Annotated in this window: 14 protein-coding genes; 9 read left to right on the top strand and 5 right to left on the bottom strand. The window is 69.6% G+C overall.

Going from position 1 to position 19,199, the window contains the following annotated elements; translation table 11 throughout:
• The first annotated feature begins 244 nt into the window (after window positions 1–244).
• The gene (locus ASD13_RS03405; RefSeq protein ID WP_031205669.1) at window positions 245–901 is read left to right on the top strand and encodes a response regulator; all 657 of its coding nucleotides are present in this window, start codon (window positions 245–247) and stop codon (window positions 899–901) included.
• Here ASD13_RS03405 and ASD13_RS03410 read toward each other — a convergent pair whose 3' ends face one another.
• A complete protein-coding gene (locus ASD13_RS03410) occupies window positions 902–1,765 on the bottom strand; it encodes an EamA family transporter (protein WP_055865784.1) in 864 nt (287 codons plus the stop codon).
• 238 nt (window positions 1,766–2,003) lie between these two features.
• Complete coding sequence (locus tag ASD13_RS03415) at window positions 2,004–7,541, bottom strand: DUF7507 domain-containing protein (protein ID WP_055865788.1); 5,538 nt, start codon at window positions 7,539–7,541, stop codon at window positions 2,004–2,006.
• A 150-nt stretch (window positions 7,542–7,691) separates the two neighbouring features.
• Here ASD13_RS03415 and ASD13_RS03420 point away from each other — a divergent pair, with 150 nt between their 5' ends.
• The 3 genes from ASD13_RS03420 to ASD13_RS03430 all read left to right on the top strand — a co-directional run bounded on the left by ASD13_RS03420 (window position 7,692) and on the right by ASD13_RS03430 (window position 11,046).
• Entirely contained in the window at window positions 7,692–8,975 is a 1,284-nt protein-coding gene (locus ASD13_RS03420; protein WP_055865791.1) for a M18 family aminopeptidase, read from the top strand.
• A gap of 68 nt (window positions 8,976–9,043) precedes the next feature.
• A complete protein-coding gene (locus tag ASD13_RS03425) occupies window positions 9,044–10,486 on the top strand; it encodes a purine-cytosine permease family protein (protein WP_055865793.1) in 1,443 nt (480 codons plus the stop codon).
• Complete coding sequence (locus ASD13_RS03430; protein ID WP_055865795.1) at window positions 10,483–11,046, top strand: cysteine hydrolase family protein; 564 nt, start codon at window positions 10,483–10,485, stop codon at window positions 11,044–11,046. Before ASD13_RS03425 ends, ASD13_RS03430 begins: the two co-directional genes overlap by 4 nt.
• 9 nt (window positions 11,047–11,055) lie before the next feature.
• Here ASD13_RS03430 and ASD13_RS03435 read toward each other — a convergent pair whose 3' ends face one another.
• Window positions 11,056–11,766 carry an MBL fold metallo-hydrolase gene (locus ASD13_RS03435; RefSeq protein ID WP_055865798.1) on the bottom strand — a complete coding sequence of 237 codons (711 nt, stop codon included), beginning with the start codon at window positions 11,764–11,766 and terminating at the stop codon, window positions 11,056–11,058.
• 81 nt (window positions 11,767–11,847) lie between these two features.
• Between ASD13_RS03435 and ASD13_RS03440 the strand changes: the two genes are divergently transcribed.
• On the top strand, window positions 11,848–12,372 hold the full coding sequence (locus tag ASD13_RS03440; protein WP_055865800.1) for a TetR/AcrR family transcriptional regulator: 525 nt from the start codon (window positions 11,848–11,850) through the stop codon (window positions 12,370–12,372).
• 54 nt (window positions 12,373–12,426) lie between these two features.
• Here ASD13_RS03440 and ASD13_RS03445 read toward each other — a convergent pair whose 3' ends face one another.
• Window positions 12,427–13,800, bottom strand: coding sequence for a pyridoxal phosphate-dependent decarboxylase family protein (locus ASD13_RS03445; protein ID WP_141388180.1), 1,374 nt, complete (start codon window positions 13,798–13,800; stop codon window positions 12,427–12,429).
• Between the two features lie 10 nt (window positions 13,801–13,810).
• Window positions 13,811–14,503, bottom strand: coding sequence for a TetR/AcrR family transcriptional regulator (locus ASD13_RS03450; protein ID WP_082531380.1), 693 nt, complete (start codon window positions 14,501–14,503; stop codon window positions 13,811–13,813).
• 68 nt (window positions 14,504–14,571) lie between these two features.
• Here ASD13_RS03450 and ASD13_RS03455 point away from each other — a divergent pair, with 68 nt between their 5' ends.
• The 4 genes from ASD13_RS03455 (at window position 14,572) to ASD13_RS03470 (ending at window position 19,198) form a co-directional block, all read left to right on the top strand.
• Window positions 14,572–15,612: an agmatine deiminase family protein gene (locus tag ASD13_RS03455; RefSeq protein WP_055866864.1), complete on the top strand. Its 1,041-nt coding sequence runs from the start codon at window positions 14,572–14,574 to the stop codon at window positions 15,610–15,612.
• Entirely contained in the window at window positions 15,612–17,327 is a 1,716-nt protein-coding gene (locus ASD13_RS03460) for an amidase (protein ID WP_055865807.1), read from the top strand. The genes ASD13_RS03455 and ASD13_RS03460 overlap by 1 nt, the downstream gene beginning before the upstream one ends.
• Window positions 17,328–17,390: 63 nt before the next feature.
• A complete protein-coding gene (locus tag ASD13_RS03465) occupies window positions 17,391–18,242 on the top strand; it encodes a tryptophan 2,3-dioxygenase (RefSeq protein ID WP_055865810.1) in 852 nt (283 codons plus the stop codon).
• On the top strand, window positions 18,242–19,198 hold the full coding sequence (locus ASD13_RS03470; RefSeq protein WP_055865814.1) for a hypothetical protein: 957 nt from the start codon (window positions 18,242–18,244) through the stop codon (window positions 19,196–19,198). The genes ASD13_RS03465 and ASD13_RS03470 overlap by 1 nt, the downstream gene beginning before the upstream one ends.
• The last annotated feature ends 1 nt before the right edge of the window (window position 19,199 follow it).

Here is a 19,199-nt window from a genome sequence, read left to right on the forward strand (position 1 = left end):
GATTGGTCGAAGGCCATGGTTCACTATCTCCTTTTCGCCAGGTACTCTAGCGGTGAAGACCGAAGAACTTGCCAACCTGCTGCCAGAAAGTCATTACATTCACCTCCATTATGTAGTCGTTTGTCGATGTCTGTATTCATCTTCTCGGCGATCTGCGTGGCGCACATCTGTCTCACGTCCAGAGGTTTTTGGCCAAAGGTCTACATGACGTCGTCCGGGCGCCCACGCCGTTAGGCTTCCCCCTATGCAGGAAATCCGTGTCGTGATCGTCGACGATGATCCACTGGTCCGTTCGGCGTTGTCGCACTTCGTGTCGCGCGACCCGGAGATCACCGTGGTCGCACAGGCGGAAGACGGCGTGGAGGCGATCGCCACCGTCGAACGCGAGCAGCCCGACGTGGTGATGATGGACGTGCAGATGCCCGAGATGGACGGCATCGAAGCCACCGGTGTGATCGCCGAACGCTGGCCTCACGTTCGCGTGCTCGCCGTCACGACGCTCGATGGCAGCGACACGGTGCTTCCGATGCTGAGCGCCGGCGCCTCCGGCTACCTGCTCAAGGACTCCAGCGCCGACGACATCGTCACCGGCGTCCGCGAGGTGCACAGCGGTGCCAGCTCGCTCTCCCCTCGCATCGCCTCGATGCTCATCAAGCACGTGCGCGACTCGACCCCCGTGGCGGCGGATGCCGCCGCACTCGAGCCGCTCACCGAGCGCGAGGTCGAGGTGCTGCACTGCCTGGCACAGGGCATGTCGAACGCCGAGATCGCCAAGGCGCTCATCGTCTCCGAGGGCACGGTGAAAGCCCACCTCGGACGCATGATGTCCAAGTGGCACCTGCGCGACCGCGTGCAGATCCTCGTGACGGCCGCGCACGCGGGTCTCGTCAGCTTCCGCTGATCACCACGCGAGCAGCACGATCCCGGCGACCACGACGAGCGACGCCGCGATCCGCCAGGCCGGGCGCGACTCCCGCAGCACGAACACCCCGAACAGGCTCACCAGTACGACGCTGACCTCGCGCAGCGGCGCCACCAGCGCGACCGGGGCGATCTGGATCGCCGTCAGCACAAGGATGTACGACAGCGGCGACAGGATGCCGAAGGCGAGGATGCGGCGCCACTGCGTGCGCCCGAGCGCGCGGACCGCACTCCAGCGCCTGCGCACCGCGATCGAGTAGAACGGGATCTGCAGCAGCGTGGTGCCGACCATGAAGGCGACCGGCGAGAGGTTCCAGGTGCGCACGGCGTGCGCATCCCAGATCGTGTAGACCGCGATCGCGACCCCGGTGAGCAGACCGAACACGATGCCGGGATCGAGTCGGCGTGCGCCCGCTCCTCTCCCCCTGTCGACGAGGCCGATGGCGACGACGCCCACGATCACGGCGGCGACGCCGACGAGAGCGACCAACGACGGGCGCTCGCCGAGCAGCAGCACCGCCACGATCACCGAGAGGAACGGACCCGTGCCCCGGGCTGTCGCGTACACGGTGGAGAGGTTGCCCTCGCGGTAGCCGCGCTGCAGCACGGCCATGTACCCGACGTGCAGCACCGATGAGACGACGACACCGAGGGCGAACGACCACAGATCGTCGGCGCCGAGACCGCCGGTGAACGGCACGGCGCCGATCCAGACGACCGTGCTGGCGACAGCACCCCACCACAGGAACGGAGCGCCGGCCCTGCTGATGCCGTGGGCGATGATGTTCCATGCCGCGTGTGCGATGGCCGCACCGAACACCAGGACGAATGCGAGTGAGGACATGACGAGACCCTTCCGTCCGGCGCACGGCGCGACGAACAGGGTCCTCCGGGCTTTTGTCCTGTCAGATGACGACTCTCCTGCGGAGGAGTGCCGTGGCGCCGCTCGGACCAGACGGGTGCGAACCCCGGAACCCTAGGCGCTATCGGGACGACCCTATCGCGCCAGGATGAACACCGGGGAAACGACGAAGCGCCCCGCTCGATCATCGGGCGGGGCGCTTCGTGCGGATGGTGCGGGATCAGACGCCGATCTCGCGACGACGCACACGGGCAATCAGCAGCACCAGGGCTCCGACCGCCAGCAGTGCGAGCGCCCACCCGATCCCGGTGATCACGCCACCCGTGGCCGCCAGCCCGTTCAGGTCGACCGTGGCGGTCGCGGCTGCCGTGACCGTCACCGCCCCGCCGATCGCGCTCGCTGTGGCGACGTTCACGACCGTGCTCGCCGCGACGTCCGCCGTGGTGAGGCGGTAGGTGACCGGGCCGCAGTTCGCGGTCGCACCGGGCGCGAGATCCGGGATCACGCAATCGAGGGCGCCGCCCAGCTTCGGATCGTCGATCTTCACGTCGGTCAGGGTCACCGCTCCCGTGTTGGTCACGGTGAACCGGAACGCGATCGTGTCCCCCGCGTTCATCTTCCCGTTGCGATCGACGTCGACGTAGTCGCCGCCGGTCTTGGTCAGGGCGATGGCCGGCTGCGCCACGAGCGGCGTCACCACGGTGTCGGTGGCCACCGGCGGGATCTCCGAGGTGCCGGTGCCCGTCGCCGTCGCCGTGTTCTCGATCTCCCCGGCATCGATCTCCGCCTGCGTGAGCACCGCGGGCGATCCTGCCGAGCAGACGGTCGATTCCCCCGGGGCGATCTCGGTCGCATCGCAGGTGATGACCCCGGCGAGACGCGGGTCGCTGACGGAGATACCCGTGAGGGTCGTGGTTCCCGTGTTCGTCACGGTGAACGTGTAGGCGATCGTGTCACCGGCATCCGTGCGTCCGTTGCCGTTGGCGTCGACCACGGCAGCGGCAGACTTCAGCAGGGAGATGTCGTCAGTGCCGGCGACGGGGACGTCGACCTCATCCTCGTCCTCGGCGCTGCCGTTGCGCGACTGCCCCACGACGGTGGCCACGTTGTGCACGGTCCCGTCGTCGACGTTCTGCTGCGTGAGCGTGTAGTCGACCGGTCCGCAGGTGACCTCGTCGCCCGGGTTCAACGCGAGGCCGTCGAGCGCGGCGCAGTCGACCGCACCGCCCAGGAGCGCATCGTCGAGCACGATGTCACGGAGCACCGTGGTGCCCGCGTTGCGGATCCCGAACGTGTAGCCGACCGTGTCTCCGGCGCCCACCCTGCCGTCCGCTCCGAGCACGATCGCTCCGGCCGTCTTGGTGAGCTCGATGGCGCTCGTGCCCGTGATCACGACATCCGCCGAGGCGTCATCGGCGACCGGTCCGAGCGGGCTCGTCCCCGTCGTCGTCGCCGTGTTGCGCACGATCTCTGCCTCCACGTCGGCCTGCGTCAGCGTGTACGTGAGCGGACCGCAGTCGGCCGCTGCGCCCACGGCAAGGGTGCCGATCGTGCACAGTGTGCCGGCGCCCAGCAACGGGTCCGAGATCACCACATCGCTGAGGGTTGTGGTGCCGCGGTTGCGCACCGAGAAGGTGTAGTCGACGGTGTCACCCGCCCCGATGAAGCCGTCGCCGTTGACGTCGAGCACGCGCCCGACGTTCTTGAGCAGCTCGATCGTGGCCGTGCCGGTGATGTCGACGTCGGCCTGCGCGGTGTCGGTCACCGTGCCGATTGGGGCGTTCGCGGTGACGGAAGCCTCGTTGTGCACCAGGCCGCCGTCGACGTCATCCTGGGTGAGCGTGTAGGTGATCGGCGTGCACGACACCGACTGCCCCGGTGCGAGTGCGACTGCGCTCAGCTCGGGGCACGTGACGGTTCCGCCGAGCATGGCGTCGGTGATCACGGCATCGCGCAGCGTCGTGGTTCCGTTGTTCGTCACGGTGAACGTGTAGTCCACGGTGTCACCGGCACCGACGGCGGTGTCACCGTCCACATCGACCACGGTCGAGGGGACCTTGGCGAGGCTGATGCTGTTGGTCGCCGCGATGGTGACGTTCGCCTCGGCATCGTCGGTCGCGGGCCCCTGGGCGGACTGCGCGGTCACCGACGCGGTGTTGCGCACCGTTCCGGCATCCGCGTCCGCCTGTGTGAGCGTGTACGACACCGGCGCACACGTGACCGAGCCGCCGGGCAGCAGCGGAGCGGAGAACGCCGCACAGGCCACAGCGCCCCCGAGGAGCGGATCGGTGATGGCCGCGCTCGTGAGCGTGACATCACCGGTGTTGCGGATCGTGAAGGTGTAGGCGACCGTGTCGCCGGCACCGATGCGCGCATCCCCGTTGGTGTCGGTCGGGATACCCGCGCTCTTCACGAGCTCGACCTGCGGCGCACCGGAGACGGGGACGGTCACGGTCGAGGTGTTGTCGCTCGGGTCGGGATCGGACGTGCTCGAGGTGACCGTCGCGGTGTTCGACAGCGTCGTGCCCGAGGTCGACGGGTCGACCGTGCCGGTCACGGTCACCGTGAAGGTGGCATCGACGGCGAGCGTCGGCCGCGTGCACTCGAGCTGCGATCCCGTGACGGTGCATCCGGAGGTGGCGGTCGACGGGTTCAGCAACCCGGCGGGGAGCGCATCGGCGACCGTGACGGCGGAGGCGACGCTCGGTCCGTTGTTGGTCACGACGATCGTGTAGGTCACGGCGCCGTTGAGCGGAGCAGGGTTCGCCGAGATCGTCTTGACGATCGCGAGGTCGGCGGACGGCGTGACGGTCACGGTCGCCGTGCCGGTGTTGTTCGACGTGTCGGGATCCGGCGTCTGCGAGGAAGCGACGGCCGTGTTGACCAGCTGCCCCTCCACGTGGACGGTCGCGGTCACGGTGATCGACGCCGATTCTCCGGGAAGCAGCGTCCCCACCGTCCAGCGCGCATCCTCCATCGACCAGGTGCCGACCGACGGCGTGGCACCGGTGAGCATGAAGCCCGCGGGCATGAGCTCGTTCAGCACCACGCCGGAGGCGGCAGACGGGCCCTCGTTGGTCACGGTCACCTCGAACGTGGCCGTTCCGCCGAGCGGGACGGACGGGGTCGAGGTCGTCTTGACGACGCGCACATCGGTGTTCGGCGCGAGCGTGACGTCGACGGTCGAGGTGTTGTCGCCGGTGTTCGGATCGGGGGTCGCCGATGTGGTCGTCGCCGTGTTCGAGACGATCCCGGTGGCCGTCGTGCTCCAGGTGCCGGTGACCTGGACGACCACCGACCCACCAGGGGCGATGTCGCCGAGTTCGCACCCGACGGTTCCGCCGACGATCGAGCACCCGGAGCCGTTGACGGCGACATCCAGGAAACCGGCCGGCAGCGTATCGGTGAGCGAGGCGCCACGGGCGACGGATGGACCACCGTTCGCGACCGTGAGCGTGTAGGTGAAGGCGCTGCCGGGCTCGCCGGTCGCCGGAGCCGTCTTGACGATGCTCAGGTCGGCGCTCTGGACGACCTCGACGTCGACGGAGCTGGCGTTGTTCGTGGTGTCCCGGTCGTCGGCGGGGGCTGCGACGGCCGCGGTGTTCGTCACGGTGCCGATGGGGGCGTCCGCGGCGACGACGGCGTGCACGACGACGTTCGACGGCCCTCCGACGAGGAACGAGGCCCAGTTGCATGTGATCGAGCTCGCGGTGGACGTGCACGTCGCGCCGGGAGGAGCATCCACTCCGGTCACGGAGAAGCCGTCCGGCATGGTGTCGGCGAGCACGACGTTGACGGCGTCCGAGGAACCGAGGTTGCGCACCGCGAGGGTGAAGTCGATCGCATCGCCCGCCGAGACCTGGGCCGCGGAGGCCGTCTTGACGACGGTAATGTCCGCGATGATCTCCGGCTCGAAGCTGGTCGACGACACGTTGTTCGCGGGGTTCGTGTCGGTCGTGCTCGTCGTCACCGTCGCCGTGTTCTGGAGGACGGCTGTGGCACCGGAGGCGACCTGCACCACCACGATGGTCTCGACAGAGGCCCCGGGCGCGAGCGTTCCGATCTGGCACGTGACGACCGAGGCGTCCACGGTGCACGCTCCCTGTTCGGGAGTGGCGCTGATGAAGGTCGACTCGGGGTCGAGGGGGTCGGAGATCACGACGTTGCGCGCCTCGGACGGCCCGGCGTTGGAGACGGACAGGGTGTAGGTCACGTTCTGGCCGGCGACCGGGTCCGACGGGGAGAACGTCTTGATGATCGACACGTCGGTCGCCGTCGTCAGCGTGCCGATGACGCTCGCGGTGTTGTTGCCGAGGTTCGGGTCGGTGCGGGTGCCGGAGACGGTGGCCGTGTTCGACAGCGAGGCTCCGGGATCGCTCGACGGCGAGAGCGTGCCTGTCACCTGGATCTGCACGCTCTGACCGACGGCCATGTCGGGGACGGCGCAGCTGACGGTCGCCGCGACCGTGCAGGTCGCGCCGGGAGAGGTGGCGGAGACGTTCGTGACACCGGAGGGGATCGGGTCCGTCACGGTCACCCCGGTCGCCGTCTGCGGCCCGTTGTTCGTCACGCCGATCGTGAACGTGACCGGCTGTCCGGCGACGAGCGGATCGGTGTCGAGCGACTTGGTGATGGCGAGATCCGCCGCCGCGCCCACGGGCGTCTGGGTCTCCGGGCTGACCGAGGTGCGGTCCTGGCCCACGACGTCGTCGCGGAAGGCGACCCGCGCCTCGTTGACGATGGTGCTCGCCGCAGCCGAGAGGTTGACCTTGGCGTCGAACGTGTAGCTGGTGCTCGCGCCCACGCCGATGGATCCACCGGCGGTGGCGGTGCCGCCGGTGCCGAGACGCACCTGCACCGTGCGGTTGCCCGAGGTGTACGAGCCCCGGTCGTCGCCGGCGGCATCGGTGAGTGTGCCGGCGCCCGCACCGCTGATGATCTTGAGGGAGCCGGGCACGAAGTCGATCCCCGAGGCGAGCACGTCGGACGACACCGACTGCAGGGCCGGGTTTCCGCCGCCGTTGTTCGTCGTGACCGTGTAGCGCAGCGTGTCTCCCACTTCGGCGGTGGTGCCCCCGCGCGTGAGGTTGGTCACCGACTTGGTCGTGAGCAGGCACGGCCCTGTTCCGAAGGTGATGTCGTCGAGGAAGTTGCCCACGGAGGAGACGCCCCCTGCCGAGCTGACCGCCTGGAAGCCGAAGCGCGTCACCGTCTGCCCTGCGGGGACGGTGTAGGTGCCGGTGTGGGAGCCCCAGGCCGCACTCCCGTCCGAGAGGTTGGGGCCGTTCTGCACGAGAGTGCCGGTGGGCGACCCGATCACGACGCGCATCACATCGGTGCCGCTGCGTCCTCGGTGCTTCAGCGACCAGGAGAGCGTCTGCCCCGGGGTCGTCGCGACGTCCTGGAAGAGCCTGCTCGGAGAGTTGGCGTTGAGCTCGGCGAACTGCCGACCCGCGGCCGCGGTGACGCCGTTGAAACCGCTGCTCCAGAGCTCGATCTGGTTCAGGCTGTCGGTGGTTGACCACCCGGGAACCAGCGGGGCCGACGTGAGCGACACCGAGGCGTTCGGGAGCACCGGCGCCTCGAAACCGCCGTTGACCAGCGCCACCGTTCCCTGACAGCTCGTCGGGTCCTGCGCGGCCGAGGCCGGTGTCGGTGCGATCGCGTCGGTCACGACGGTGAGGCCTGCTGCCAACAGCAGTGCTGATGTGGCGCCCGCGACGGCGCGACGAATGGACAGACGTGTGTTCGCACGCATGTGAAAGCTTCTCCCCGAATACCGGAGACCCCGAACCGGCATCTCCCCCAGTGGAAGGTTAACCCGGGCGGGCGCGAAAACGATAGCGCCGTTGCCGAACGGAGACCGCGACTACGCTCGAAGGACCGCGCTCTTCAGGAAGGTCACGACATGCCCGTCACCCCCGCAGCCCTCGCCCACGCCGAGGATCTCGCCGACTTCGTCGCCGCGTCGCCCTCGAGCTACCACGCGGCGGAGGAGGTCGCGCGACGGCTGGCAGCCGCAGGGTTCACGCGGCTGCGCGAAGAGGATGCCTGGCCGACACCGGCCGGCGGTCGGTACGTGGTCGTGCGCGACGGTGCGGCGATCGCCTGGGTCGTGCCAGCGGATGCCGTGGCGACCACACCCGTGCAGATCTTCGGTGCGCACACCGATTCCCCCGGTTTCAAGCTCAAGCCGCAGCCGACCACCGGTTCGCGCGGCTGGCTGCAGGCCGCCGTCGAGGTGTACGGCGGCCCGCTGCTGAACTCGTGGCTCGACCGCGAGTTGCGCCTCGCCGGGCGACTGGCCCTGGCGGACGGCCGTGTCGTGCTGGCGGACACCGGTCCGCTGCTGCGACTGCCGCAGCTGGCGATCCACCTCGACCGCGGCGTGAACAACGGCCTGGCCCTGGACAAGCAGACCGAGACGCAGCCGGTGTGGGGACTGGGAGAGGCGACGGATGCCGACATCCTCGCCGAACTCGCCGCGTCTGCGGACGTCTCCGCGTCCGAGATCCGCGGCTACGACGTGGTCGTCGCCGACTCCGCACGCGGAGCGGTCTTCGGCAAGGACAGCGCGTTCTTCGCCTCGGGCCGCCTCGACGATCTCGCCTCGGTGCACGCCGGTGTGGTCGCCCTCGAGGCGCAGGAACCGGCACCCGGAGCGCCGATCGCCGTGCTCGCCGCGTTCGACCACGAGGAGCTCGGCTCGGAATCGCGCTCGGGCGCCGCCGGCCCCTTCCTCGAAGACGTGCTCGAGCGCCTGTACGCGGGACTCGGCGCCGACGGATCCGCACGGCGCCAGGCCTATGCCTCGTCGTGGTGCCTGTCGAGCGACGTCGGCCACTCGGTGCACCCCAACTACGCCGCCAAGCACGATCCCGTGGTGCAGCCGGTGCTCGGCTCCGGCCCCATCCTGAAGATCAACGCCAACCAGCGCTACGCGACGGATGCGATCGGCACGGCGTCGTGGCGGACCTGCTGCGAGCGCGCCGGCGTCGCGACGCAGGAGTTCGTGTCGAACAACAGCGTGCCGTGCGGCTCGACGATCGGCCCGATCACGGCGACCCGCCTCGGCATCCGCACGGTAGACGTGGGCATCCCGATCCTGTCGATGCACTCCGCACGAGAGCTCGCCGGGGTCAGCGACCTTCACGATCTGGCCCGCACGGCGCAGTCGTTCTTCGCCGGCTGACCCCGGCGGCGGATCCACCCCCTCACGAAAGCCACCCGGCCGCTCCCCGGCAGTGCCAGGATGTGAGGATGACGGACATCAAGCCGGCCCTCATCGAGCGTGCGGGCATCGAGATCATCCCCGAGTCCGAGCGCACCGCGAAGCCTCGCGACCTGTTCTGGCCGTGGTTCGCCGCGAACGTGTCGGTGTTCGGCATGTCGTACGGGTCGTTCGTGCTCGGCTTCGGCATCTCGTTCTGGCAGGCGACCATCGTCTCGGTCATCGGCATCGTGGTGTCGTTCCTGCTCTGCGGGCTCATCGCCATCGCCGGCAAGCGCGGCTCGGCGCCGACCATGGTGCTCTCCCGCGCGGCGTTCGGCGTGCAGGGCCAGAAGGTGCCGGGCATCGTCTCGTGGCTGACTTCGATCGGGTGGGAGACGTTCCTCGCGATCCTGGCCGTGCTCGCCACCGCGACCGTCATCACGCAGCTCGGAGGCGACGGCGACAGCGTGTGGCTCAAGGTCGTCGCGACCGCGATCGTCGCCGCACTGATCGTCACGGCATCCGTGCTCGGCTATCACACGATCATGAAGCTGCAGTCGGTGCTCACGTGGATCACCGGCGTCGTGACCGTGCTCTACATCATCCTCGCCGCACCGGCGATCGACCTCGCCGCCGTGCTGGCCCGACCCGACGGCGGCATCGGCCAGGTGATCGGGGCGCTCGTGATGGTGATGACCGGATTCGGCCTCGGCTGGATCAACATCGCCGCCGACTGGTCGCGCTACCAGAAGCGCACGGCATCCGACGGAGCGATCGTCGCCTGGAACACGATCGGAGGATCGGTGGCACCGGTGATCCTCGTGGTGTTCGGTCTGCTGCTGGGCGGATCCGACGAAGATCTCATGAACGCGATCGCTGCGGATCCGATCGGCGCGCTCGCCTCCATCCTGCCGACGTGGGTGCTCGTGCCCTTCCTGCTCACCGCCGTGCTCGCGCTCGTCTCGGGAGCGGTGCTGGGCATCTACTCCTCCGGTTTGACGCTGCTCAGCCTCGGCATCCGCATCCCCCGTCCGTCGGCCGCGGCGATCGACGGCGTGATCCTCACGATCGGCACCGTCTTCGTGGTGTTCTTCGCCACCGATTTCCTCGGTCCGTTCCAGAGCTTCCTGATCACGCTCGGTGTGCCGCTCGCCTCGTGGGCCGGAATCCTGATCGCCGACATCCTGCGCCGGAAGAAGGACTACGACGAAGAGGCCCTGTTCGATCAGAACGGTCGCTACGGCGCGTGGGACTGGACCTCGATCGGCACCCTGGTCGTCACGAGCGTGATCGGCTGGGGCCTGGTCGTGAACAACTTCGCCGAGGATGCCGCGTGGAACAACTGGCAGGGCTACCTGCTGTTCCTCATCGGCGGCAGGGACGGCGAGTGGGCGTATGCGAACCTCGGGGTGTTCTTCGCGCTGGTGCTGTCGTTCCTCGTGACCTACTTCGCCAGGGCCGCGAAGATCCGGCGCCAGGAGGCGGTGTGAGCGCCCCGGCGACCGGCGACACCTGGCTCGTGGTGATCGATCCGCAGGCGATCTTCGCCGCGCCCGACTCCGCGTGGGGTTCACCGTTCTTCGGCGAGGCGATGCCACGCATCCGCGCCCTCGCGGACGCGTTCGGCGACCGTGTGCTCGTCACCCGCTGGATGCCGACGGCCGATCGGTCCACCTCGTGGGGTGACTACTTCGCGGCATGGCCGTTCGCCGACCAACCGCCGAGCGACCCGCTGTTCGCCCTGGTGCCCGAAGCCGCCAGCCTCTCCCCGCATCCGAGCATCGACCTGCCGACGTTCGGCAAGTGGGGGCCCGAGCTCGAGGCGATCGTCGGACGCGGAGGGCATCTCGTGCTCGCCGGGGTCTCGACCGACTGCTGCGTGATCTCGACGGCACTGGCCGCCGCCGACGCCGGCGCTCACGTCACGATCGCGGCCGACGCGTGCGCCGGATCGAGCGCCGAGAACCATGCGGCCGCCCTGCAGGTGATGGGGCTGTATCCCCCGCAGATCATCGTCAGCGACACCGATACCGTGCTCGGCACCCCCTGACCGCGAGCGTCAGGCCGAGGCCCGCACCGCGGCGGCGATGTCGGCCGGGGAGCCGTGCCAGGGCGCTCCGTGGCCGGGAAGCACCCACGATGCCGAGACTCCCGCCAGTTTGTCGAGGGAGGCGAGCGCCCGCTCCGGCTCGTCGGTGAACGGCGCGGGCTGAGCCCCGGTCCGCCCTGTCAGCACGTGCCGGGTGGTCAGCGCATCGCCGACGAACACCGCGTCGACGGCCGGCACGTGCACCGCGATGCTCCCCGGCGAGTGGCCGGGCATTCCGATGACGACCGGAGCACCGGGCAGATCGAGCACGTCGCCGTCGGCGACTTCCGTGACGACGGACACGTGCGGTGTGCGCAGGGCGCCCTTGCGCAGGCCATAGGCGAAGAAGCCGAGCGTGGGCCCGATCTTCGCCGGTCCCATCGGGGTCTTGGGCTTCTCTCCGGTGCGGACTCGATGCGCGTCGGCCGTGTGGATGTACACCGGCACCTCCGCCTCGGTGCGCAGCCGCTCGGCGAAGCCGATGTGATCGCCGTCGCCGTGAGTCAGGACGAGGCCGCGGATATCGGACAGCGGACGACCGATCAGTTCGAGCTCGCGCTGGAGGTCGCGCCAATGCCCGGGAAGGCCCGCATCGATCAGGGTGATCCCCTCCGGCAGGTCGATGAGGTACGAGGCGACGATGTCGTTGCCCAGGCGGTGCAGGCGGGGTGCGAGCTTCATGACGGATCCTCTCGGGATGATTGCGATGGCTACGTTACGTAGCTATGATGGCTATTGTCAATAGCCATCCAGGAGGATCCGATGCCGACACCCGAACGCACGTCCACCGAGGAGATCGTCGCGGCGGGGCGGGAGATCCTCGAGGTCGCCGGCCCCTCGGGCCTCACGATGCAGGCGGTCGCGGATCGGGTGGGCGTCCGCGCCCCCTCGCTCTACAAGCGGGTGCGGGATCGGGACGCCCTGCACGCCGCCGTCGCCACCGCGTCGATCGACGCTCTCACCGCGCGGCTCGAAGCTGCGGGCGACGACATCGGTGCGCTCGCGCACGCCTATCGCGGCTTCGCGCAGGAGCACCCCGAGGGCTTCCGCCTCATGTTCACGATCGCCGCGCCGCACGATGCCCTCGAGCGCTCGGCCGCTCCGCTGATCCGCGCAGCATCCGCCCTGGTCGGCGAAGAGGACGCGCTCGACGCTGCCCGCCTGTTCACCGCCTGGGCGACCGGGTTCCTGCAGATGGAGCTGTCCGGAGCGTTCCGCCTCGGCGGCGACGTCGACCGCGCTTTCGACTACGGCCTGCGTCGACTCACCGCCGGGATGGCCGGCTGAGCCGCAACGGGCACGGGCATGACCCCACCGGCGCGCGCACCAGCGGCGGCGGGGTTACTTCATCGTGTCGAGGATGCCGACGAGGTCTTCGAACGTGGTGAGCGGGTTCAGGATCGCGAATCGCGTGTTCGGGCGCCCGGCGTGCGAGCTCGGCACCACGAACGCGCGCTGCGAATCGAGCAGCGCCGCCGACCACCGGTCGTAATCGGCGCGCTCCCACCCTTCCCGCTCGAACACGACGATCGACAGCTGCGGATCGCGCACCAGTCGCAGCTCGGGGCGACGGGCGATCTCGTCGGCGATGCGTCGGGTCAGCGCGAGTCCCGCACTCACCGCATCACGGTAGGCGGTGACGCCGTACGTCGCGACCGAGAACCACATCGGCAGGCCTCGCGGGCGGCGTGTGAGCTGGATCGAGTAGTCCGAGGGGCTGAACTCGTCGACCTCGGTCAGGATGTCGAGGTACTCGGCGTGCTGCGTGTGCGCCCGTCGTCCGCTGTCGGGATCGCGGTAGATCAGAGCGCAGCAGTCGAACGGCGCGAAGAGCCACTTGTGCGGATCGACGATGACAGAGTCGGCGCGCTCGACGCCCTCGAAGATGTGTCGCGCCTCCGGTGCCAGCATGGCGGTGAGGCCGTAGGCGCCGTCGATGTGCAGCCAGAAGTCGAACTCGTCCTTGAGCGCGGCGATTCCCTTGATGTCGTCGACGATGCCGAAGTTGGTCGACCCGCCGGTGGCGACCACCGCGCAGATCTCGTCGCCGTGCTCGACGAGGGCCTCGCGCACGCCATCGGCGCGGAGCACGCCGTCGTCGCCGGCCGGGACCAGCAGCACGTCGACGTCCATGATCTTCGCGGCCGACTTGTTGGAGGAGTGCGCCTCGACGCTGCACACGATCTTCCACCGGGTGGGCAGCTCTTTGCCTTCTGCGATCAGCCGGGCCTTCGCGGCCTCGCGTGCCGCGACCAGCGCCGACAGGTTCCCGATCGTGCCACCCTGCACGAACACCCCGCCCGCGGTCTCGGGCAGCCCGAACTCGCTCGCGAGCCACGACAGCACCTCGTTCTCGGCGTGCACGGCCCCCGCGCCCTCGAGCCAGCTTCCGCCGTACAGCCCCGACGCGGAAACGACCAGGTCGAACGCGATCGCGGCCATGGTCGGCGCGGTCGGGATGAACGACAGGTACAGCGGGTGGCTCGTGGTCAGGCAGGCCGGAGCGAGGACGTGCTCGAACACACTGAGGGCGCGCGCGGCGCCGAGTCCCGCATCGGTGATCGTGGGCCCGACCAGACGGTTCAGCTCCGCCTCGGACTGGGGCTTGTCCAGCGGCACGTCGGAGGCGAGCATGCGGCGGCGCGAATAGTCGAGCACGGCGTCGACGATCGCGGTCGATTCGGGCGAGGCCGCGTGCATGCGCACAGCATCCATGGGCGTTCCTTTACTTGTCATCGGATCGGGGGTCCGTGGGTCGGGGGTCGGGGGAATGCGAGACGGTGGCGCGCGAGCCGGTGACCTCGGCCTCGGGCGTCGCGCTGTCGAGCACCGCAGCGAGCGCCCGTCTGGCGAGGTCGGCACGGTCGCGGGGCGCCCACTTCACCAGTGAGTGCGCGTTCATGCCGTCGACCATCGCGAGCAGCAGCCATGCTGCGGTGTCGGCACGACCGGCGGCGATGGCTCCGGCCGCAGCGGCACGGGCGAAGATCTGCTCGAGCGCACTCTGCCACCCGTCCATCTCCTGCCGCACGCGCGCGGCGAGCGCATCGTTTCGGGCTCCGAGCGCCCAGGCCTGCACCCAGATGAGGGTGACGTCGTCGCGGTCGGCATCGAGGAGCGTCTCGATGAGTCGCAGCAGACCATCGCGCAGGTCGTCGGTGTCGTCGAACGCGGCGATCACCTCTTCGCGCTCGGCCGCCACGATCAGCCCGAAGACGTCGGCGACGAAGGTGTCCATCCCCGGCCGGTAGTGCGCCACGAGTGCGGGGGTGACCCCGACGCGAGCCGCGACCGCGCGGACGGTGAGGCTCTCGAGTCCGCTCTCGCGGGCAAGGCCGATCGCACCGTCGAGGATCGACTGATCGCGCTCCTCCGGCGACATCCGCCGAGTGGACGTACCTGTTGACGTGGTCTTCATCAGGGGTTACCGTAACACCTGTTGATCGCATGTTCAATAGACGAACCGGCAGCAGCGAGGAGATCACGATGAGCTGGCGCATGCCCACCGAGACCGCACGTCACGAGCGCACCTGGATGGCGTTCCCCGCGGAGGGCGAGACCCTCGGTGACACCGACGCCGCCCGCGAGGAGGGCTACGCCACCTGGACCGCCGTCGCCCACGCCGTCGCCGAGTTCGAGCCCGTGTCGATGCTGGTCGATCCGAGCGAGGTCGCCAGGGCCCGGCGCATGCTCAGCAGCAGCATCGAGATCGAGATCGCGCCCGTGGACGAGTTCTGGATGCGCGATTCGGGGCCGACCTTCGTGGTCGACGACGAGCGTCCTGGCGTGCTCGGCGCGGTCGACTGGATCTTCAACGGCTGGGGCGCCCCGGAATGGGCCGAGTGGCGCAAGGCCGCACAGCACGCACGCATCGTGGCGGACGCCGTCGGCGCCGAGCTCGTGAGTTCGACGCTCGTGAACGAGGGCGGCGGCATCCACGTCGACGGCGAGGGCACCGTGCTCCTCACCGAGACCGTGCAGCTGGACCCCCGGCGCAACCCCTACGCCGACAAGCAGCGGATCGAGGCCGAGATGGCCCGCACGATCGGCGCGACCACGGCGATCTGGCTCCCCCGTGGACTCACTCGCGACTACGACGACTTCGGGACGAACGGTCACGTCGACATCGTCGCCACCATCGTGTCGCCCGGGCGGCTGCTGCTGCACGACCAGCAGAACCCCGACCACCCCGACCACGCGGTCACGCGCGAGCTGCGCAGCCTGCTCGCGGAGCAGACGGACGCCGCCGGCCGCCGCTTCGAGGTGATCGGGCTGCCCGCTCCTTCGACGCTCTCCGACGATGAGGGCCCTGTCGACTGGAGCTACGTCAACCACCTCGTCACGAACGACGGCGTCGTGGCCTGCGGCTTCGGCGACGAGAAGGCCGATGCCGCAGCGCGCGAGATCCTCGCCGATGCCTACCCCGGACGCCGTGTGGTCACGGTCGATGCGCGCCCGCTGTTCGCCCGCGGCGGCGGCATCCACTGCATCACCCAGCAGCAGCCCGCCCTCGACGGAAGCCGCTGATGTTCGACGTGGTCGAGGCGTCCATCGCCGACCTGCGGCGCGCCCTCGACGCCGGAGACACGACCGCCGTCGAACTGGTCGACGCATACCTCGCGCGCATCTCCGCCTTTGACGCCCCCGGCACCGAGACCGCCCTGAACGCGGTCGTCGTCGCCAATCCCCACGCGCGGAGTGAGGCCGCCGCTTCCGACGCGCGTCGCGCCCGCGGGGAGACGCTCGGGTCGCTCGACGGCATCCCGTACACCGCGAAGGACAGCTACCTCGTGCGCGGCCTCACCGCCGCCGCGGGGAGTCCCGCCTTCGCAGAGCTCGTGGCCCAGCGCGATGCCTTCACGATCGAGCGGCTGCGCGCGGGCGGCGCCATCTGCCTCGGGCTGACGAACATGCCCCCGATGGCGAACGGCGGCATGCAGCGCGGCGTCTACGGTCGCGCCGAGAGTCCGTACAACGCGACCTTTCTCACGGCGCCCTTCGCCTCCGGTTCGTCGAACGGCTCCGGCACGGCGACGGCGGCGAGCTTCGCCGCCTTCGGCCTCGGCGAGGAGACCTGGTCGAGCGGCCGGGGCCCAGCGACCAACAACGCGCTGTGCGCCTACACCCCCTCACGCGGGGTGATCTCGACCCGCGGCAACTGGCCTCTCGTACCGACCATGGACGTGGTGGTGCCGCACACCCGCTCGATGGCCGACCTGCTCGAAGTGCTCGAGGTCATCGTCGCCGACGACGCCGAGACCCGTGGCGACTTCTGGCGCGCGCAGCCGTGGGTGGCGTTGCCTGCGGCATCGACGGTGCGACCGGAATCGTATCCGGCACTCGCGACAGGCGGCCCCCTCGCCCTCGTCGGCGCGCGTATCGGGATCCCCCGGATGTACATCAATGCGGACCCGGATGCCGGCACTGCCGAGCACCCGGGCATCGGCGGGCCCACCGGCCGGCGCATCGAGACACGGGCGAGCATCATCGAGCGCTGGGAAGTCGCCCGCCGCGACCTCACCGCCGCCGGAGCGACCGTGATCGAGGTCGATTTCCCGGTGGTGTCGAACTACGAGGGCGACCGTCCGGGGGCGCACACCATCGCGACCCGCGGCCTGGTATCGCCGGAGTACCTGCGCCGCGAGATCGTCGATCTCTCGGCCTGGGCATGGGAGGACTTCCTGCAGGCGAACGCCGACCCCGCTCTGCACTCGCTCGTCGACGTCGACGGCGCCACGATCTTCCCCCACCCCCAGGGCGCACTCCCCGACCGCTACACAGGCTTCGACGACGACATCGCCGAGTATCCGGACTGGGTGCGCCGCCACCCCGATGCCTCGTTCACGGACATGCCCGAACTCGAAGACGGCCTGCGCGGCCTGGAGGAGACCCGTCGTCGCGACCTGGAGGTGTGGATGGATGTGCTGCGGCTGGATGCCGTGGTCTTCCCGGCGGTCGCGGATGTGGGTCCGGCTGACATGGACGTGAACCCCGAATCCGCCGACCGCGGCTGGCGCAACGGCGTCTGGATCGCGAACGGCAACCTCGCCGTGCGCCACCTCGGCATCCCGACCGTCACCGTCCCGATGGGGGTGATGAGCGACATCGGCATGCCGATCGGCCTCACCTTCGCAGGTCGGGCGCATGACGACACGCGACTGCTGCGCCTCGCGGCGGCGTTCGAAGCGACAGGCGGCCCTGGCACGCGTCGCACGCCGCCGCCGCGCACCCCCGCACTCTGAGGGACGTCGACGCAGAACATATCACTCCTGTGACGCTCGCCACGAAAGTGATATATTCGGCGCATGCACACCGAGAACGAACGCGCCCTGGAATCCGGCATCGTCACCGACCTCTCCGGCCGGATGACGTACGGCTCCTACCTGGCGCTGGACCAGCTGCTCACCGCGCAGCATCCGGTGAGCGAACCGCAGCACCACGACGAGATGCTGTTCATCATTCAGCACCAGACCACCGAGCTGTGGCTCAAGCAGCTGCTGCATGAACTGTCCTCGGCGCGTGAGCTGCTCGCCCGCGACGACCTCCGCGAGGCCCTGAAGCGCATCGCCAGGGTCAAGCGCATCCAAGACGTGATGACGCAGCAGTGGTCCGTGCTCGCGACCCTCACCCCCACCGAGTACGCGCAGTTCCGCGGGGCACTGGGCAACTCGTCGGGCTTCCAGTCCGTGCAGTACCGGGCGGTGGAGTTCGCCCTCGGCAACAAGAACGAGAAGATGCTGAGCGTCTTCGCCGACCACCCCGCCAACCTCGCTCTGCTCACCGCCGAGTGGGAGAAGCCGACGCTCTACGACGAGTTCCTGCGCTTCGCCGCCCGCCGCGGGCTGCCGATCCCGAGCTCGATCCTCCAGCGCGATGTGCGCGAGCCCTACCGGGAGACCCCTGAGCTGGTGCCCGCGATCCGCGAGATCTACCAGGACCCGAGCCGGTACTGGGACCTCTACGAGGCGTGCGAAGACCTGGTCGACCTCGAGGACAACTTCCAGTTCTGGCGCTTCCGACACCTCAAGACCGTCGCGCGCACGATCGGCATGAAGGTCGGCACCGGCGGCTCCAGCGGCGTCGGCTTCCTGCAGCGCGCGCTGGATCTGACCTTCTTCCCCGAGCTCTACACCGTGCGCACCGAGATCGGCAGCTGATGCACGCCGCGACGTTCTTCGACGGAGTCGAGTGGCGCGAGGGCGTCGTCGAGTTCGTCGACGGGCACCTGCGGCTGCGCGATGCGGTGCCCGCGTCGGGAGCTCCCCGGCTCGATGGTGTGGTCGTGGGCGGATTCACCGACCACCACGTGCACCTCCAGCTCATCGAGCATGGCGTGCTGGCAGAGTCACGCCTCGGCCGCGTGGTCGACCTGGGCGGAAACCCCGAGGCGCTGCGTCTGATCGCCGTGCCGGAACCGGTGTCTGTCCACTTCGCCGGAGCCTTCCTGACCGCCCCCGGCGGGTACCCCTCCGACCGCGGTTGGGCGCCGGAGGGCTCGGTGCGCGAGATCGCCGACGCCGCGGCCGCAGCCGACGCCGTCGCGGAGATGGCCGACGCCGGCGCGACCTGCATCAAGGTCACCAGCAACAGTGCCGCAGGACCCGTCCTCACCGACGATCTGTTCCGCACGATCGTGCGGCTCGCTTCCGCGCGCCGTCTCCCCGTCGTCGCCCACGCCGAAGGGGCGGGCGAAGCGCGGCGTGTGGTCGGTCTCGGAGCCGCCCGGCTCGCCCACGCCCCGTTCACGGAGCGGCTCGACGATGACGAGATCGCGCGCCAGGCCGCCTCCGCCTCCTGGATCTCGACGCTCGCCATCCATGACGATCCCGAGCGTGCGATCGCGATCGACAACGTGCGCCGCTTCCGCACCGCAGGCGGCAGCGTGCTCTATGGGACCGACCTGGGCAACGGACCGATGCCGGTCGATCTGAACCCGCGCGAGGTCGCCGCTCTCCGCGAGGCAGGACTCGACGATGCCGCCCTGCTGCAGGCTCTCGCCCCCGTGGACCCGCGCGAACCCCGATCCGCTCTCCTCCTCATCCCCGGCGGAACCCCGTCGAGCGCCGATCCGCTCGACGCCCGCCCCCTCACCCCCGCAGACCTGAAGGTGTGAC

The organism is Microbacterium sp. Root1433D1, from assembly GCF_001426835.1.
GTDB classification, from domain to species: domain Bacteria; phylum Actinomycetota; class Actinomycetes; order Actinomycetales; family Microbacteriaceae; genus Microbacterium; species Microbacterium maritypicum.

Coding starts and splice junctions, on each gene's coding strand:
- ASD13_RS03470 (WP_055865814.1), top strand. CDS start 18,242: ATGCACGCCGCGACGTTCTTCGACGGAGTCGAGTGGCGCGAGGGCGTC.
- ASD13_RS03455 (WP_055866864.1), top strand. CDS start 14,572: ATGAGCTGGCGCATGCCCACCGAGACCGCACGTCACGAGCGCACCTGG.
- ASD13_RS03440 (WP_055865800.1), top strand. CDS start 11,848: ATGCCGACACCCGAACGCACGTCCACCGAGGAGATCGTCGCGGCGGGG.
- ASD13_RS03410 (WP_055865784.1), bottom strand. CDS start 1,765: ATGTCCTCACTCGCATTCGTCCTGGTGTTCGGTGCGGCCATCGCACAC.
- ASD13_RS03425 (WP_055865793.1), top strand. CDS start 9,044: ATGACGGACATCAAGCCGGCCCTCATCGAGCGTGCGGGCATCGAGATC.
- ASD13_RS03405 (WP_031205669.1), top strand. CDS start 245: ATGCAGGAAATCCGTGTCGTGATCGTCGACGATGATCCACTGGTCCGT.
- ASD13_RS03420 (WP_055865791.1), top strand. CDS start 7,692: ATGCCCGTCACCCCCGCAGCCCTCGCCCACGCCGAGGATCTCGCCGAC.
- ASD13_RS03435 (WP_055865798.1), bottom strand. CDS start 11,766: ATGAAGCTCGCACCCCGCCTGCACCGCCTGGGCAACGACATCGTCGCC.
- ASD13_RS03460 (WP_055865807.1), top strand. CDS start 15,612: ATGTTCGACGTGGTCGAGGCGTCCATCGCCGACCTGCGGCGCGCCCTC.
- ASD13_RS03445 (WP_141388180.1), bottom strand. CDS start 13,800: ATGGATGCTGTGCGCATGCACGCGGCCTCGCCCGAATCGACCGCGATC.
- ASD13_RS03465 (WP_055865810.1), top strand. CDS start 17,391: ATGCACACCGAGAACGAACGCGCCCTGGAATCCGGCATCGTCACCGAC.
- ASD13_RS03415 (WP_055865788.1), bottom strand. CDS start 7,541: ATGCGTGCGAACACACGTCTGTCCATTCGTCGCGCCGTCGCGGGCGCC.
- ASD13_RS03450 (WP_082531380.1), bottom strand. CDS start 14,503: ATGAAGACCACGTCAACAGGTACGTCCACTCGGCGGATGTCGCCGGAG.